Genomic DNA, 15,633 nt, shown 5'->3' with positions numbered 1-15,633 from the left:
TTATTATTATGGTTATTATTGTGTGGGTTGTTGTGACAGTTGACGAATTTTTGCTTTGAGCACTTCAATGGCCATTCTGTTTTTACCGCCTCGGGTAATGACAATATCAGCCCAAGCTTTTGATGGTTCAATGAATTGATGATACATAGGTCTTACCGTTGCTAAGTATTGGCTGGTAACTGACTCTATGCTGCGATTACGTTCAACTAAGTCTCGTTGAATCCGTCTGATCAGGCAGATATCTAACGGCGTATCCATATAAACTTTAATGTCAAAACAGTCTCTAAGCTCTTGATTCGAAAGTAGTAATATACCTTCGATCAGGATTATTTTTGTCGGTAGTAAAGTCTTTGTTTCATTGATACGGGTATGAGTTTTGTAACAATAAACAGGACTGTTTATGGTCTTATTCTCAGTGAGTTGTATTAAGTGATCAGACAACAGTTCATGTTCGAAGGCATCCGGGTGATCATAGTTTGTTTGCTCACGCTCTTGCATTGACAAATGTGATTGATCACGATAATAAGCATCTTCATAAATAATTGAAATTCCATTTTTACCCAGCTCTGTAACAAGCTCATCATGAATTGTTTGGGCAAAAAGTGTTTTCCCTGATGCTGATGGGCCAGCGATAGCAATAATGGTCGGTTTAAATGGTTTCAATGTTCAGCCTGTTGTTAAAGCAAAAATTAATAATTAAGTACAAGTGTTTATCTTACCTGTAGCTAGTAGCTATTAGCGATATTTATTTTAGTATTATAAGGTCAATAAACGATACAGTGGCTAAATAGTTAGCCAGTAGGAAAGGAATTATGTCGCCTTATTTAGAAAAGTGATAAATTAACACAACTTGACCACTTGGTCATATTTTTTGTATTATTATTTTAATATTTGTTGTTGTTTGTAATTTAAAAGTAAAAAAGGAAATATTATGGCACGTGCAATAATTTTGGTTATTGATAGTTTTGGCATTGGTTATTCTCCTGATGCCGTTGATTTTGGTGATGTTGGTGCAAATACTTTAGCTAATTTAGCGCGTGCATATTTTGCCGCAACAGGTAAAAAGATTGCCTTACCCAATTTATCTGCCTTAGGGTTAATAAAAGCCTGTCAGCAGGCATCTAATCAGGACTTCCCTTATGAAGGCGGAGCGCCAAGTAAAGGGGCTTATGGCTTTGCAGAGGAAATTAGCACAGGTAAAGATACTCCGAGTGGTCACTGGGAAATGGCAGGCGTACCTGTGCTTTTTGACTGGGGCTACTTTACCGATAAAGAAAATAGCTTTCCAAAATCATTGACCAACAGTATTCATCAAGCCACGGGTTTTACTGGTATGCTAGGTAATTGCCATGCCTCGGGTACTGAAATACTTAAACGTTTGGGAGATGAGCATATTAAAACGGGTTTACCTATTTGTTATACCTCGGCAGATAGTGTTTTTCAAGTGGCGGCTCATGAAGAGCATTTTGGTTTAGATAACCTTTATAAATATTGTGAAACGGTACGTGAATTACTCGGTGACTTGAATATAGGACGCGTTATCGCTAGACCTTTTATTGGGGATAATGCGGACAACTTCGCTAGAACAGGTAACAGAAGAGATTACTCGGTGTTACCGCCAGCACCTACCGTACTAGATAAAATATCTCAGGCCGGTACCCATGTGATTGGTGTGGGTAAAATTGCCGATATCTTTGCCCATCAAGGAATTGATGAAAAAACCAAAGCGACTGGTTTGCATGCGCTTTTTGACGCCACGCTTGCTCATATCAATACTGCTCAAGATAATTCACTTATTTTTACTAACTTGGTTAATTTCGATCAAGACTTTGGTCACCGACGTGATGCCATCGGTTATGCAAGAGAGCTTGAAGCACTTGATGTGCGTCTGCCTGAAATGTTTCAGGCGATGTCTGCTGATGATATCTTATTCTTAACCGCCGATCACGGCTGTGACCCAACATGGCCAGGCACTGAGCATACTAGAGAATATGTACCGATTATCGCTTACCATCAACAGGTCGGATCTGTTAATATAGGTAACCGAAAAACCTTTGCTGACTTGGGGCAAACCATTGCGGAACTATTTAAGGTTGAGCCAATGGATTATGGCACTAGCTTTTTGTCAAAGCTTAATTTCAAAGGTTAATTGTAAAACTGAAACTATACTAGTAGTGATTTTAGAATCGCCGTTCAGAGCGAGCTATCACTAATTTGATTTATATCTGGGGAATAAACACATGTACTCTTTTAAGAAAAAATCGCTATCGCTATGCATTAGCGCAGCAATCCTCGCCACCGGTGGCGGAGTTACTTCAATAGTGCAAGCTGAAGAAGCGGGTAAACTTAAACTTGAAGTGATTGAAGTTACTGCCCGTAAACGAGTGGAAAATGTGCAAGAAGTGCCTGTTTCTGTGTCAGCATTACAAGGTGAAAACCTTGATGCCTATAGTTCTGCAGGTATGGATATTCGCTTTATGAGCGCTCGTATTCCAAGTCTTGCCGTTGAATCTTCATATGGTCGAAGTTTCCCTCGCTTTTATATCCGTGGTTTAGGTAATACCGATTTTGATTTAAATGCCTCACAGCCTGTTTCTTATATTGTTGATGATATAGTGCAAGAAAACCCAATTTTAAAGGGTTTTCCTGTTTTTGATGTTGAACGAGTAGAAGTACTTCGAGGCCCACAAGGAACCTTGTTTGGCCGTAATACCCCTGCTGGTTTGGTTAAGTTTGACTCAATGAAACCATCACAGTCTTTTGATGGTTATGCTGCTGTTTCCTATGGTTCTCGTGGCGCAATTAATTCATCTGCTGCGATTGGTGGTGGTTTGACTGATAACTTATCCATTCGCGTTTCAGCTTTACATCAATCAAAAGATGATTATATTGATAATCGCGCGGTTGGCTTTGAACAAACTGATCAGTTAGGTGGCTATGAGGATAATGCAGCCCGTATTCAATTTTTATATGAAGGCAATTCTTTCAGTGCCTTATTTAATTATCACTTTAGAGATCTAGATGGTTCACCTATTACTTTTCACCCAAATATTGCGACTCCAGGCACTAATAATATTCGTCCTGATTTTGCAGCAGATGTCGTTTATCAAGATGCGGGTCAGTTTGCTACTCAACAAGTGAGTACCCAAGGTAGTAGTTTAAAACTTGAATGGGATATTGAAGATTACACGCTTACCTCGATAACGGCTTGGGAGAGTGCTGAAATATACTCTAGAGCCGATGTTGATGGCGGTTATAATGGTTTTCCTCCAGCAGGTGATGCGAATGCCGTATGGTGGGGCGCCCAAACGGCTGATGAAATCCCTGATCATCACCAATACACGCAAGAGCTGAGATTAGCTTCAAATTTTGTTGGTCAGTTAAACTATCAAGTTGGTCTTTTCTACTTTTACGAAGATTTAACCATTAATACTTTTGATTTTTATACTCGTGATACTAACTCAACACCATCGGATCCTGAACATGGTGCGCAGAATGGTGAATCAACGCAATACCAAGAAACAACCGCATGGGCTGTTTTTGGCTCTGTTGATTATGATTTTACCGATGACTTCTCATTAACGGTAGGTCTTCGTTACTCTGATGATGAAAAAGACTTTACTGCGGAACTATTAGACCATCCATTCATTCCAGGTGCTGATGGTGGTAATTACTCTAAGTCGGTAAATCCAAGTGATAGTCACGTAAGTTGGGATATTAGTGGTGTTTATAAAATTAGCCAAGATATCAATTGGTATGCCCGTGTAGCAAACAGTTTTAGAGCACCGAGCATTCAAGGTCGTGTACTTTATGATCAAAATGTTAGTGTTGCTGATTCTGAAACCATTACCTCGTATGAAACAGGTATAAAGTCTGATGTTTTAGACGGCAGAGGTCGAATTAATGCCTCAGTCTATTATTTTAATATGAATAATCAGCAATTAACTGCTGTGGGTGGTACTTCAAATTCCAATACACTACTCAATGCAGACAGTACCAAGGGTTATGGTATTGAGCTTGATTCTGAGTGGATTTTAACGGATAACATAATTGCTACTTTTAATCTCAGTTATAACAAAACTGAAATTAATGATAAAGGTCTTGCTGTTGCCGTTTGTGGCTCTGGCACCTGTACCGTAACCGATGCTACCTTCCAAGTTCCTGGTAGTCGTGGCCCTGTTACCATGGCGTATATTGATGGCAATAGTTTACCTAACGCGCCAGAGTGGATATCAAACTTAACCTTAAGTTATGTAAAAGAAGTTGGTGAGGGTGAGTTCTTTGCTCATACTGATTTAACTTACCGTGGTAAAGTTGATTTCTTTTTATATCGAGCAAAAGAGTTTGAAGGCGAAGCCCTAGTAGAGATTGGCGCTCGTACTGGTTATAACTGGATTATGGGAGATAATGAGTATGAAGTGTCTGCTTTTGTTCGTAATCTTACCGATGAGCAAGTCATTATTGGTGGTGTTGATTTTAATAACAACTCAGGCATGGTGAATGAAGAGCGTTTTGTTGGCGCCGCGTTTAAAGTGTCTTTCTTCTAAAACACTTCATTGATAAATAAAATCTTTATCTGATTTTTAATGAAATAAAAAGGGTTAGCAAAATGCTAACCCTTTTTTTGTCAAAACCGATTGGCTAGACTGTATACCGTTGAGCATAAAGAAGTAAGTACTTGCTTAAACTGCTTGCTCTTACAGTATGCTCTCTAACGTTATTTCCATCATATCTTTGAACGTGGTTTGTCGCTCTTCAGCCGTGGTTTGTTCACCGGTTTTAATATGATCACTGACCGTTAACACAGTCAATGCTTTTTTACCGTATTCAGCAGCAACACCATAAAGGCCAGCAGCTTCCATTTCCACCGCTAAAACACCGTATTTTTCCAAGGTGGTAAACATTTCTGGCTGCGGAGTATAAAATAAGTCAGCAGTGAATATATTACCAACATGCACAGCTTTACCTAGCCTTTCCGCGGTATCAACGACACTTTTTAATAAAGAAAAATCTGCACACGCAGCAAAATCAATATTATTAATTCTTTGTCTGTTTACGTTTGAATCAGTGCTAGCAGCCATACCAATGACTATGTCACGAATCTTGATATCATCACGGATGGCGCCACAAGAGCCAATGCGAATGATTTTTTCCACACCATAATCTTTATAAAGCTCAGTGGCATAAATAGATATACTTGGTATACCCATGCCTGAGCCCATAACCGAAATACGTTTACCTTTATAAGTACCAGTATAACCAAACATGTTGCGTACTTGAGTGACACACTTAACATCGTCTAGAAAATTTTCGGCAATAAATTTGGCTCTAAGTGGATCGCCTGGCATTAATACTGTTTCGGCGAAATCACCTGCTTGAGCTTCAATATGAGGGGTTGGCATAAGAGTTATCCTTTAATATGTAAGTATAATAACTCAGTAAGTTTCTAGCCAGAATAGAATCATTCATGCTGCTATCAAGGGTTTTTTACTGATAAAATTGCTGTTCATTTACTTTTTTACGGATTGAATGCGATGATAAAGTGCATATTTATCAATAAAAAAGTACAGTTAATCATAATGCTAAGTGAATTCTTGATCAAGTAATACCAATGTCACTAAGGTATTGCCCACTTGTGCGGGTTAAAATAGCCCAAGACTGCCTTGCTCTCAATCCCAATAGCCCGCTATTGGTCAATCGAGCGCCTTGTGCTGAAATGTTTTTCCTGAGCACAACAAGATCACAAACTTAATGAAAAGGTTTAACCATATTATTTTAGTCTGACTTTAGTATTACTTCAGTACTATTTTAGTGAGCTTTGCTTAATATTGAGCAGCGTCTGCTTTTCTGATGTAGACAAAAAGCTCATTTGTACAGCATTGTGTTGTAGTTGATTAATTTGCTCAGTATTCAAGCCAAGTACGTTACGCGCGAGTTCAAATTCACCAGCAAGCTCTATATTTTCAACCGCAGGGTCATCGGTATTTAAACAAACCATCAGGTCGTTTGCTAAAAATGTTTTTACTGGATGTGCCGATAGGTCCTTAATGGTACCTGTTTGGTAATTAGAGGTAAGACAAGACTCAATACTAATTTGATGATCGCGCATATAATCCATTAGTTTTTGATCTTTAGCGCAAGCGACACCATGACCGATACGTGTTGCGCCTAACTTTTCAATGGCATGCCATACACTTTCAGGACCTGCAGCTTCACCAGCATGTACGCTAACATTCAAGCCAGCATCTCTTACTTGGTTAAAGTGGCTTTCAAAAAGGCTTCCTGGAAAGTTATATTCATCACCGGCTAAGTCCACCGCAACTAAGTTGTCTTTATAGGCGAGTAGGGCGTTAAGTTCACTTTGACAATGTTCGACCCCAAAAGTACGGCTTAAGATACCGATTAAATTAATTTGAGTGGCAAATTTATTTCTGCCCTGATTCACGCCTTCAATAATCGCTTCAACCACACCCTCTATTGGCAGGTTGTGAGTCATGGCGATGTAATAAGGCGAAAACCTTAATTCAGCATAATCAATGTTAGCGTGGTAAACATCTTCGACATTCTCAAAACCGATACGCACTACATCATCAAGGGATTTTAACACCCCAACACCCCAATCAAGCTTTTTCAAAAAGGCAAGCAAGTCGGCTTCACTATCGGTAATTTGCACGTGAGGGATAAATGCGTCTAAGTTGTCAGTAGGCAATTTTATCTTGTTTTTTTGTGCCAGTTGCCAAATGGTTGCTGGGCGAATATTGCCATCTAAGTGTCGATGTAAATCAAGGAGGGGAAGTTGGTTGTTATGCATGATAAAGGTCCTAGCAGTGCAATCTTAGTGGGTAAAGTTATTAACATAAATGATAAATATTACCAACTAATGGTTATTAATTATAGCGCCCATTTATTTATGAGACCTTCTATGTGGACATTTTTAGTTGCAATTTTACCGAAATAGGGCAGTGGTCGCTTAAGTTGCGTGATAACTCTTTGCTGTATTTACCTTTGAAAACGAGTTGTTCGAATGAAGCATCAACATATAACTTTTTGGCTTTTGGGTTAAAAAGAATATGATCTATATAGTCTTTATAATAACCGCCCCAACAGTCTGAGTTAACTGTTGTTGTTGGTGTCCAAAGTGCGGCTTGTCCGTCACCATTTAAGGCTTGCCATAAGCCTTTCTTCTCAGAGTATTGCAAAGCAATATCTTGAGAAAAGCGGCGATTAAAATCGCCTAATACAATATAAGCAGAGTCCTGTGCGGCATGTAAATCAATCCATTGCTCTAACGGTTTTATTTGTCTACTGAGTTTATCGCAGGCCTCTTTACGCCTTATTTCTTTTTCAGAGGAATTAGGCATGGCATCAATACTGTTATTATCTAAGGGAGCAGCAAAACAACCTGACTTTAGATGTACTGCCAGTAAATGTAAGGTTTTACCGTTTTTTGTTAAGGTAACATCCATGCCATGGCGTACTTTACCAATATCTAGGGCCTTATACTCCTTGGCTTTAACAGTAAAACCTCGTGATTTTTTGACTGCTATACCAACACGCTGCACCCAATCTTTAGTCGAAAAATAATAATCATAACCATCGCCAAAAACTTTTCGGGCCCAGTACTCGCTTTCAACTTCCTGTAGCGCAATAACATCAGCATCTAGTTGCTTGGCATAATGTGCTAATTGCTGGTAATCAGCTTCACTACGTTGGTTATACTCATGAGAGCCTAACCAAGCAATGTTCCAAGAGGCAATTTTGATCTCCTCGGCTTGAGTGCTAACACTGAAAAATAGTGTAAATAGTAGTGCCAGTGTTATTAAGGTGGAATTTTTCATCAAGCCTCTCTTTCCTAACCATTCGGTCAGGTATTGTTTGGTGTGCAACATTACACTAGTTATACATTAACAAACAGGCAAATATTCTTGCCAAGGATGGATTAGTTGAGGCAACCAATATTTGGTAGGGTTGGATTAATCAGAGCCGTTACCGTAAACGGTTGTTCAGGCGATTTTTTATTAAAGCTAACCTTTGTTGCATCAAGGTAGCGAAAGTCCCCAGCAGCATTTAAATGCCAAAGATTATGGTCTAATTTTTCAAAGCAAAACTCCCCGGTATCACCATGGGCAATTAATACTGGTTTATTTATTCTTTTGGCTAATTGTTTAAATGCTTGTCGATACATAGCAAAAGCATCACATGTTTTTAATGATGAACTGTCACAAGTGTTACTTTGCAATATCTTTTGTTGATAAATATCAGCTTGAAAGCCGATGATTAAGGCATCAAATTCTTTTGTTTTATCTGCAATGTTTTCTAGCCAAGCTAGGTTGGCTTTGTCTCGATGATCAGCTTTTTTAAGGGCATTTTCTCGTTTAGACTTATCGATATGAATTCGACCATTACTGGTACCGACTAGGTGTAAAGTGCTTATTGCTAGGCGATCATTGATCCATAATTTATTTTCTATTTGTGCAGGTTGCGACGTTAATGAGGTTAAGTTTTTGTCTAATAGCGGTGGCGTCTTAAACATTAAGGTAATTAAAAAATCGAGCCGTTCTAACTCATTAAAACTGTACCGTAATGACGAGCGATCACAATCAGTCCAATCATTGTCGCCAGGCGTGTAAATAACTCTGCCGAGATAGATTTGTGCTAACAGTGCTTTATGCTCTTTTAATAAGGTGTCAGTGCATGACTTGCCACCACTTTTAAAATCGCCAAGATGCATAACGACACTGGGGCTTATTTCATTGATCAGACGATATAATATGCCATCAGGCCCTTGTAACATCAGTTTCTCTTTATCGCTGTAGGGCATGTCAGCTAAGATAACCACTGTTTGAGCCGATAATGCTGTACTGGCGGGAGTGAAAAATAAAAAGGCAAACAAACAAGCTCTTTTTTGCCATAAATTAAGACTGAAAAGCATCAGTAGCCCTATCAATATAAAAATAATAAAAGTTAAGCTAGCGAATGGCGGTAATTTTTGCAAGTTTACTTTATATTTTAAATGACCATGTGGTCAGCTTTTTAGCTTGTCGCTGTTGAACAAAAGCGATAAAAGAGTAAAATATCTTCATTGGTTTAAAGAATTATCTTCAAAGAGAATTAAATTATGCAAGTACAAGTTGTCGATTACACAGCAAAAGACGCGGCTGAAAAATTTGTTAAAAGCTTACACGAAACTGGTTTTGCTGTACTTATCAATCATCCAATAAAACAAAGCTTAGTGGCATCAATTTATAAAAACTGGCAGGCGTTTTTCTTAAGCGAAGAGAAGCATTCGTTTGTTTTTGACCCAGAAAAACAAGATGGTTATTTTTCTGCTGAGATATCTGAAACGGCTAAAGGTCATAGTAAAAAAGATATTAAAGAATATTTCCATGTTTATCCTTGGGGTCGTATTCCGACACAACTTAAAGATGAAATTCTTGAATATTATCGATTAACATCACAGCTGGCAGCTGAGTTATTGGACTGGGTAGAAGAGCACAGTCCAGCTGATGTTGCCGATAAGTATGCTGAAGCGTTATCGCATATGATTAAAGATACCCCTAATACCTTATTGCGAATATTGCATTATCCACCGCTTACCGGTGATGAGGAAGCGGGTGCGGTTAGAGCCGCAGCCCATGAAGATATTAACTTATTGACTATATTACCCGCTGCCAACGAGCCAGGTTTGCAAGTACAAGGTCAAGATGGCGAATGGATGGATGTACCGTCTGATTTTGGCAATCTAATCATTAATATTGGTGATATGTTACAAGAAGCATCGGGTGGTTATTTTCCATCAACCAGCCATCGCGTGATCAACCCTAGCGGTAAAGGCAGCGATAAATCTCGTATTTCTCTACCTTTATTTTTGCATCCACGTAGTGAAGTGGTTTTATCTGAGCAACATACCCAAGCCAGTTATTTACTCGAACGTCTACGTGAGTTAGGGGTTAAAGTATAGCCTAGCTAGTTAACTTATTGATACCGGACAATTAAAGCCGACAAGTGTGTTCACTGGTCGGCTTTTTTATTTTGAAATGAACACTATTAATAAGTTACTATTTTAACCACTTGCTTTAGGTATATAATCTTTTATAACAATAAGTTCGATTAGATTAGTTGGTTAAGATAAATTATCTTAGTAGGTGTAAATGTTGATGAAGATGAAATTAAACTGTGATTTAGGGGAGAGTTTTGGAGCTTGGACCATGGGACTCGATGATGAAGTCATGCCCCATATTGACCAAGCAAATATTGCCTGCGGTTTTCATGGCGGCGACCCGTTAGTAATGCAAAAAACATTGGCCTTAGCAAAACAACAGCAAGTGAGTGTCGGTGCACATCCTAGCTACCCTGATTTAGTAGGTTTTGGCCGACGTGCTATGGTTTGCTCAACCGAGGAAATTATTGCCCTAATCCACTATCAAGTAGCGGCATTAGACGGTATGGCAAGGGCACAAGGACTGTCGATAGATTATGTAAAACCACATGGTGCGCTTTATAACGATATGATGGAAAAGCCGGCAGTATTTACCGCTATTTTAATGGCCTTAAGTCAATATCCACAGCAACTCACTCTGATGTTACAAGCTACGCCCGAGTTGGCGGCGTTTAAAACACAAGCTAATACGTTTGGCATCTCAGTATACGCAGAAGCCTTTGCCGACCGCTGTTATGACGATGAAGGCAAGTTACTAGCACGCAGCCATGCGGGTGCCGTGTTAAATAAAGCTGCCATGTTGGCGCAAGTTAAGCAACTAGTTGAACAGGGCACAATCACTACTGTATCAGGTAAGGTACTTGCACTGAACGTCGATAGCTTATGTGTGCATGGAGATAACCTTGCCGGGGTGCAAGCCATTAGCGACATTAAAGCTTTACTGAGCTGATATCATGGTAGTTAAGACTAATGATACTTACCGCCGATGAAAATTAACGATACTATTCACCTCGACGTTGCCGGTGAAAATGCTCTGATACTTTATTTCTCACCCCGTGAGCAGAATTCGCTTGTTGTTTCTGCTGAAATCAACCGTAAAGTTCAGCAAGCAGAGCAGCTTATTCGGCAACATCTATCAGCAGTGATTGTTGATCTTATCCCTTCATATGCCTCTATTTTAGTGGTATTCGATTTAGTTAAAATTGACCATCACCATTTACGTAACCAGCTGCAAGAACTATTAAAGCAATGTAACCTAGCCAACAGTAAGCTGGGCAGGTTAATTGAGCTACCTTGTTATTATTCGCTCGAATCAGGCATGGATTTAGTGCGCATTGCTAAACACGCCAAGCTGAGTGTCGAGCAAGTTATCGCTTTACATCAAGGGCAAGAGTATCGTGTTTATGCCATAGGTTTTGCCCCAGGTTTTGCTTATTTAGGTGAAGTTGATGAGCGTATTGCTATGCCAAGGCTAACGACACCAAGATTAAAAGTACCCAAAGGCGCGGTCGCTATTGCGGATAGACAAACAGCGGTTTATCCAGCCCAATCTCCCGGTGGTTGGAATATTATAGGTTTATGTCCTGTTGATATGTTTAATCCGCAAGCAAAGCCGATAATGCCACTCGCAGTAGGCGATAGGGTAAAGTTTATCGCCATTGATAGACAGCTGTATCTTAACCAAGGCGGGAAATTATCTTGATGTTTGGGACGGTAATCAATAGCCACTTAAATAAGCTTAAACGAGGGCAGGTGAGTACGGGGATGAAGGTTATAGCCTTATGAGTAAAGTACTAACTAAAGCGGCTATTAACCCGTTAGGTTTTTTAGTCACTAATGCCGGGGTGTTGAGCTTAGTTCAAGATGCAGGCCGTTTTGGCGCCTTTAATTTAGGACTAACCAACGGCGGCCCGGCAGACTCCTTAGCTTTTTATTGGGCCAATAGCTTATGTGGTAATGCACTTAATGCGACCGTTATTGAAATTAGTTTAGGTGGTTTACAGTTAATAGCACAAGTCGATTGTATTATTGCGGTTACCGGTGCACCCATGCCGCTAACCGTCAACGGCCGCGCAAAAACACTTTGGCAAAGCTTCCTTGTTAAAGCCGGTGATAGTGTTTGCTTGGGGTTTGCGTCTGTTGGTGTACGTTGCTATTTAGCGGTAGCGGGTGGCTTTGTCATTAAAGCCAGTTTTGGTAGCACAGCCACCGTTTGTCGAGAGTCGGTCGGCGGCTTAAAGGGGGCTAAAATCGCCGTTAATGAGGTATTACCTTGCCATGTTGTGTCGAGAGGAGGTTATCTGCGAAAACACTTAATGCTACCTGAGTCTCGACAACCCCACTATGCCAATGAGGTGCTATTACACACGGTACTCAGTTATCAGCAGCAACACTTCTCCGCGATAGAGAAAAGGCTGTTCTTTGCTAATGACTATCAAGTGAGTAAACACTGGGACCGTATGGGTTATCGTTTGCAAGGGCGAGCGATAAAGGCAGATATTAATGGTATATTATCGGAAGGCATTTGTTATGGCGCCGTGCAAATACCGGCAGATGGTCAGCCCATAGTGTTACTGAATGACAGACAAACTATTGGCGGCTATCCTAAAATTGGTGCAGTTATTTCATCCGATTGTGCCAAGCTTTCGCAATTACGCCAAGGTGATAGTGTGCACTTTGAGGCTATCTCCATGTCACAAGCAGATAACTTATTTCACCTTAACTTAAGTCGCCTTAAACAAGCGCAGCTTATTCACTTATAACTAGCGGCATTAACAATATTTAAAAGACAAAACGGCAACACTGAGGTAGTTTTGCCGTTTATTTAAGTTTTTCGTTTGCGGGGGCCGTTTAATCAGCCAGTGGTGACACATAACCATCAGGTTTGAGGGCCAGTACATCACAGTTTAACTGGTCGATAACATGCTCGGCCGTATTACCAATCAGCGCGGCAGAGATGCCAGTACGACCAACAGTGCCTAAGATAACTAATTCAGCATCAATTTTTAACGCTACTTGCTCAATAACGCTTTCGGGCAAACCTTCTTCAACATAAGTGTTAGCCAAGGGAATGTCAAAGCTATTTGCGTGCTGTCTCATCGCTTCTTGATGGTGTGCTTGCATGGTACTGTTGTATTCACTGGCATCAAACTCTGGGATTTCAATAGCAATATTGACTGGGGTACCAGGGTAGGAGTTCACTAAGTGCACATTGGCGGTAATTAACTGGGCAAGATTTTTTGCTTGTGTGGTTATGGTATTATTTAAAGATAAGTGTTCAGTTTCATCACTACCAACATTAACCGCCGCTAATATATTGCCTTGTAGAGGCCACTCGTGCTCTTTAACGAGTAACACTGGGCAAGGACATTTTCTCAATATATGCCAATCGGTTGGGGTGAATACCACCGATTTGAACTTATCATGTTGGTGTGTGCCTTTAATCACTAAATCATAATTATGTGCAATAACTTGCTTGATAATGGCTTCAAAAGGTCGGTTATGCCAAACCACTTGGCTGGTAATCTTCATTTTGCAATTTGTTGCTAAGATAATGTCATCTAGCCATACTTGTCTTTCTTTAATAACCATTTGGCGCATGTTATCTCGGTCGACACTGGATAAAATAGTGGTCATCTCATAAGAAAAATCAAAAATACTAAAAAAAGCGGTAATATTTATTTGCTGATCAGGGCGAGCCGTGTGAATTCTTTCAGCAAGGTCTATGGCTCTTTTAAGTGCTTTTTGTTCTTCTGTTGTCGGATCAATCACAACAAGGATATTTTGATACATGTCCATGGCAACCTCTGGCAAAATAAAGGGTAAGTTCAGCAACGTTAGCTTATTTATAGCAAAGTTGACAAATTAATGCTTGTTTTAAATCAAGTTTAATTTTCTTTGGTTTTATTATCTTTAGGAATATATAAAACCAAGAGCAAGAAACTAGTTGAGGGGGGTTAGAGCGCGGCTGTCTCACAGAGTTTGTCGGTATCTAAGATGGTAATTAATTTACCATCGACTTTAATTAAAGCACTTTTATGGAAGCGATTAAATAAGCGGCTAACCGTTTCCACGGTTAAACCAATATAATTGCCAATGTCACTACGGGTCATGGTCAAACGAAACTCTGTCGCTGATAGGCCACGGGCATGGTAGCGCTCACTTAAGCTGACGATGAAGGTGGCGACACGTTGTTCGGCATTTTTTCTATTAAGCAGGGTAAGCATTTGCTGATCAGTTTTAATTTCGTTACTCATCAAACGTAACACCTGTTTTTTCAGCTTAGGCATAGTATCAGATAATACATCTAACTGAGTATATGGAATTTCACAGACCATTGAGGTTTCTAGCGCTTGGGCAAAACTTGGGTGAGAATCTTCAGCGATGGCATCAAAGCCAAGTAAATCACCCGCTAAATGAAAGCCAGTAATTTGCTCTTCGCCTTGTTTATTAACGGTAAACGTTTTGAATGTACCTGAACGTATGGCATATAAGGCATTAAATTTTTGACCATCATGAAAAATTTTATCGCCTTTATGAACCGGACGTTTACGGTCAATAATTCCGTCAAGGGTATCAAGTTCTTTATCATTGAGAGAAAAGGGTAAACATAGCTCACTAATACTACAGTTTTGACAATTGATATGTTGTGTCGAAGGACAATTTATATTGGGCATGTTATTACTCTGTGATCTAACTAGTTACACTAAAATAAGGCAAGTCTATGTTATTAGAACATAAGTTGATATGCAACAATAAAACTATAGCAGCCATAGCCAATAAGTGAAATTGCCATGATTTTCCTAAAAATGTGGTTGACTAGTAGTTTTTTTATGCTACCGATCCCCAGTGATAATGCTACTAAGGCCGGTAAAGTGCCTAAACCGAAAAAAAGCATAATTGCTGCGCCTGTTAGGCTACTACCGCTAGCGAGTGCCCACGTTAGGGTCGAATAGACTAAGCCACAAGGTAACCAGCCCCATAAAGCGCCTAAGCCCAGTGCTTTTTTACTATTATCAACAGGGATCACATGTTTGGCAAGTGGCGATATAAACCCCCACAAACCTTTACCCAGTGATTCAATGCGGTTAAGCCATAAAAGCCATTGTCCGATATATAAACCCAATAAAATAAGGAAGACAGCGGCAAGTAAACGCAAGCCAGCAATAGGTACGCCAATATTCTTAGCGGCAATTGAGCCAGTAAAACCGACAATCGCGCCAATTAAACAATAACTGGCAATACGTCCGATATGGTAGAAAAAGACTAAATTCAAACGAGATGTTGCTGGGGAGCAGTTGGACGGTGCAAGGTTTACCGTAACAGGTATATCGCCTGGGCTAGTGTTTTTAGCCCTTGCTAAGTGAGTCGGTTTGATAGCCGAGGTCAGCATAGTGGTAATGCCACCACACATAGCCAAGCAGTGACCAGAGCCGAGTAAACCGATGATAAAAGCGGAAAACAGATCTAAACTCATTAGTTATTTGAGACTTTTCTGTGCTCTGGCACTGCTGGCTATTTCATCCTCTGGCCTTTCTTTATTACTTTTTGGCTGTTGTTTTTCATCAAAAAGAATACTCATGCCTTGTTTCTCAAGGTCGTCAAATTGTTCAGCCTTCACTGCCCAGAAAAATAGGTAAATCGCTAAAGCGGTTAACATAACGGCGACTGGGATTAAAATATACATAATGCTC

At 39.9% G+C, this 15,633-nt stretch carries 15 protein-coding genes; 6 read left to right on the top strand and 9 right to left on the bottom strand.

All coding sequences use genetic code 11. From position 1 onward, the window contains the following. Positions 1–15: 15 nt before the first annotated feature. The gene (udk, locus tag CMT41_RS10950; protein WP_057181323.1) at positions 16–663 is read right to left on the bottom strand and encodes a uridine kinase; all 648 of its coding nucleotides are present in this window, start codon (positions 661–663) and stop codon (positions 16–18) included. A gap of 268 nt (positions 664–931) precedes the next feature. Between udk and CMT41_RS10945 the strand changes: the two genes are divergently transcribed. Both CMT41_RS10945 and CMT41_RS10940 read left to right on the top strand, forming a co-directional pair. Next, positions 932–2,149 (top strand): phosphopentomutase, encoded by a 1,218-nt coding sequence (locus CMT41_RS10945; RefSeq protein ID WP_058027277.1) that lies wholly within the window; start codon positions 932–934, stop codon positions 2,147–2,149. A 91-nt stretch (positions 2,150–2,240) separates the two neighbouring features. Next, complete coding sequence (locus CMT41_RS10940) at positions 2,241–4,547, top strand: TonB-dependent receptor (protein WP_058027276.1); 2,307 nt, start codon at positions 2,241–2,243, stop codon at positions 4,545–4,547. A gap of 150 nt (positions 4,548–4,697) precedes the next feature. Here the strand turns inward: CMT41_RS10940 and deoD are convergent, their stop codons facing one another. The 4 genes from deoD to CMT41_RS10920 form a co-directional block, all read right to left on the bottom strand. Further along, positions 4,698–5,402 (bottom strand): purine-nucleoside phosphorylase, encoded by a 705-nt coding sequence (gene deoD / locus CMT41_RS10935; RefSeq protein ID WP_058027275.1) that lies wholly within the window; start codon positions 5,400–5,402, stop codon positions 4,698–4,700. A 401-nt stretch (positions 5,403–5,803) separates the two neighbouring features. Beyond that, positions 5,804–6,811 carry an adenosine deaminase gene (gene add / locus CMT41_RS10930; RefSeq protein WP_057181319.1) on the bottom strand — a complete coding sequence of 336 codons (1,008 nt, stop codon included), beginning with the start codon at positions 6,809–6,811 and terminating at the stop codon, positions 5,804–5,806. Positions 6,812–6,920: 109 nt separating this feature from the next. Then, the gene (locus tag CMT41_RS10925) at positions 6,921–7,838 is read right to left on the bottom strand and encodes an endonuclease/exonuclease/phosphatase family protein (RefSeq protein ID WP_058027274.1); all 918 of its coding nucleotides are present in this window, start codon (positions 7,836–7,838) and stop codon (positions 6,921–6,923) included. Between the two features lie 101 nt (positions 7,839–7,939). After that, positions 7,940–8,932, bottom strand: coding sequence for a hypothetical protein (locus tag CMT41_RS10920; protein WP_232299946.1), 993 nt, complete (start codon positions 8,930–8,932; stop codon positions 7,940–7,942). Between the two features lie 186 nt (positions 8,933–9,118). Between CMT41_RS10920 and CMT41_RS10915 the strand changes: the two genes are divergently transcribed. The 4 genes from CMT41_RS10915 to CMT41_RS10900 all read left to right on the top strand — a co-directional run bounded on the left by CMT41_RS10915 (position 9,119) and on the right by CMT41_RS10900 (position 12,702). Next, positions 9,119–9,961, top strand: a complete 843-nt coding sequence (locus tag CMT41_RS10915; RefSeq protein WP_057181317.1) for an isopenicillin N synthase family dioxygenase — start codon at positions 9,119–9,121, stop codon at positions 9,959–9,961. Between the two features lie 202 nt (positions 9,962–10,163). Further along, entirely contained in the window at positions 10,164–10,889 is a 726-nt protein-coding gene (locus tag CMT41_RS10910) for a 5-oxoprolinase subunit PxpA (RefSeq protein WP_083494359.1), read from the top strand. 36 nt (positions 10,890–10,925) lie between these two features. Then, positions 10,926–11,642 carry a 5-oxoprolinase subunit PxpB gene (gene pxpB / locus CMT41_RS10905; protein WP_058027272.1) on the top strand — a complete coding sequence of 239 codons (717 nt, stop codon included), beginning with the start codon at positions 10,926–10,928 and terminating at the stop codon, positions 11,640–11,642. Positions 11,643–11,721: 79 nt separating this feature from the next. After that, the gene (locus tag CMT41_RS10900) at positions 11,722–12,702 is read left to right on the top strand and encodes a biotin-dependent carboxyltransferase family protein (RefSeq protein WP_058027271.1); all 981 of its coding nucleotides are present in this window, start codon (positions 11,722–11,724) and stop codon (positions 12,700–12,702) included. An 88-nt stretch (positions 12,703–12,790) separates the two neighbouring features. Here the strand turns inward: CMT41_RS10900 and uspE are convergent, their stop codons facing one another. From uspE to ccoS, 4 genes are all read right to left on the bottom strand, one after another. Beyond that, entirely contained in the window at positions 12,791–13,738 is a 948-nt protein-coding gene (gene uspE / locus CMT41_RS10895) for a universal stress protein UspE (RefSeq protein ID WP_058028212.1), read from the bottom strand. 158 nt (positions 13,739–13,896) lie between these two features. Then, the gene (gene fnr, locus CMT41_RS10890) at positions 13,897–14,616 is read right to left on the bottom strand and encodes a fumarate/nitrate reduction transcriptional regulator Fnr (protein ID WP_058027270.1); all 720 of its coding nucleotides are present in this window, start codon (positions 14,614–14,616) and stop codon (positions 13,897–13,899) included. 53 nt (positions 14,617–14,669) lie between these two features. After that, on the bottom strand, positions 14,670–15,416 hold the full coding sequence (locus CMT41_RS10885) for a sulfite exporter TauE/SafE family protein (RefSeq protein WP_057181311.1): 747 nt from the start codon (positions 15,414–15,416) through the stop codon (positions 14,670–14,672). Positions 15,417–15,419: 3 nt separating this feature from the next. Beyond that, the gene (gene ccoS / locus CMT41_RS10880) at positions 15,420–15,626 is read right to left on the bottom strand and encodes a cbb3-type cytochrome oxidase assembly protein CcoS (protein WP_438819290.1); all 207 of its coding nucleotides are present in this window, start codon (positions 15,624–15,626) and stop codon (positions 15,420–15,422) included. Between the last annotated feature and the right edge of the window lie 7 nt (positions 15,627–15,633).

This window comes from Colwellia sp. MT41, assembly GCF_001444365.1.
Taxonomy (GTDB): Bacteria; Pseudomonadota; Gammaproteobacteria; order Enterobacterales; family Alteromonadaceae; genus Colwellia; species Colwellia marinimaniae.
This window is presented reverse-complemented; position numbering and strand designations above follow the sequence as displayed.

What these genes read in the sequence shown, in the direction of transcription:
- CMT41_RS10945 (WP_058027277.1), top strand. Translation starts at nt 932, where the DNA reads ATGGCACGTGCAATAATTTTGGTTATTGATAGTTTTGGCATTGGTTAT.
- CMT41_RS10940 (WP_058027276.1), top strand. Translation starts at nt 2,241, where the DNA reads ATGTACTCTTTTAAGAAAAAATCGCTATCGCTATGCATTAGCGCAGCA.
- deoD (WP_058027275.1), bottom strand. Translation starts at nt 5,402, where the DNA reads ATGCCAACCCCTCATATTGAAGCTCAAGCAGGTGATTTCGCCGAAACA.
- add (WP_057181319.1), bottom strand. Translation starts at nt 6,811, where the DNA reads ATGCATAACAACCAACTTCCCCTCCTTGATTTACATCGACACTTAGAT.
- CMT41_RS10925 (WP_058027274.1), bottom strand. Translation starts at nt 7,838, where the DNA reads ATGAAAAATTCCACCTTAATAACACTGGCACTACTATTTACACTATTT.
- CMT41_RS10920 (WP_232299946.1), bottom strand. Translation starts at nt 8,932, where the DNA reads ATGCTTTTCAGTCTTAATTTATGGCAAAAAAGAGCTTGTTTGTTTGCC.
- CMT41_RS10915 (WP_057181317.1), top strand. Translation starts at nt 9,119, where the DNA reads ATGCAAGTACAAGTTGTCGATTACACAGCAAAAGACGCGGCTGAAAAA.
- CMT41_RS10910 (WP_083494359.1), top strand. Translation starts at nt 10,164, where the DNA reads ATGAAATTAAACTGTGATTTAGGGGAGAGTTTTGGAGCTTGGACCATG.
- pxpB (WP_058027272.1), top strand. Translation starts at nt 10,926, where the DNA reads ATGAAAATTAACGATACTATTCACCTCGACGTTGCCGGTGAAAATGCT.
- CMT41_RS10900 (WP_058027271.1), top strand. Translation starts at nt 11,722, where the DNA reads ATGAGTAAAGTACTAACTAAAGCGGCTATTAACCCGTTAGGTTTTTTA.
- uspE (WP_058028212.1), bottom strand. Translation starts at nt 13,738, where the DNA reads ATGGACATGTATCAAAATATCCTTGTTGTGATTGATCCGACAACAGAA.
- fnr (WP_058027270.1), bottom strand. Translation starts at nt 14,616, where the DNA reads ATGCCCAATATAAATTGTCCTTCGACACAACATATCAATTGTCAAAAC.
- CMT41_RS10885 (WP_057181311.1), bottom strand. Translation starts at nt 15,416, where the DNA reads ATGAGTTTAGATCTGTTTTCCGCTTTTATCATCGGTTTACTCGGCTCT.
- ccoS (WP_438819290.1), bottom strand. Translation starts at nt 15,626, where the DNA reads ATGTATATTTTAATCCCAGTCGCCGTTATGTTAACCGCTTTAGCGATT.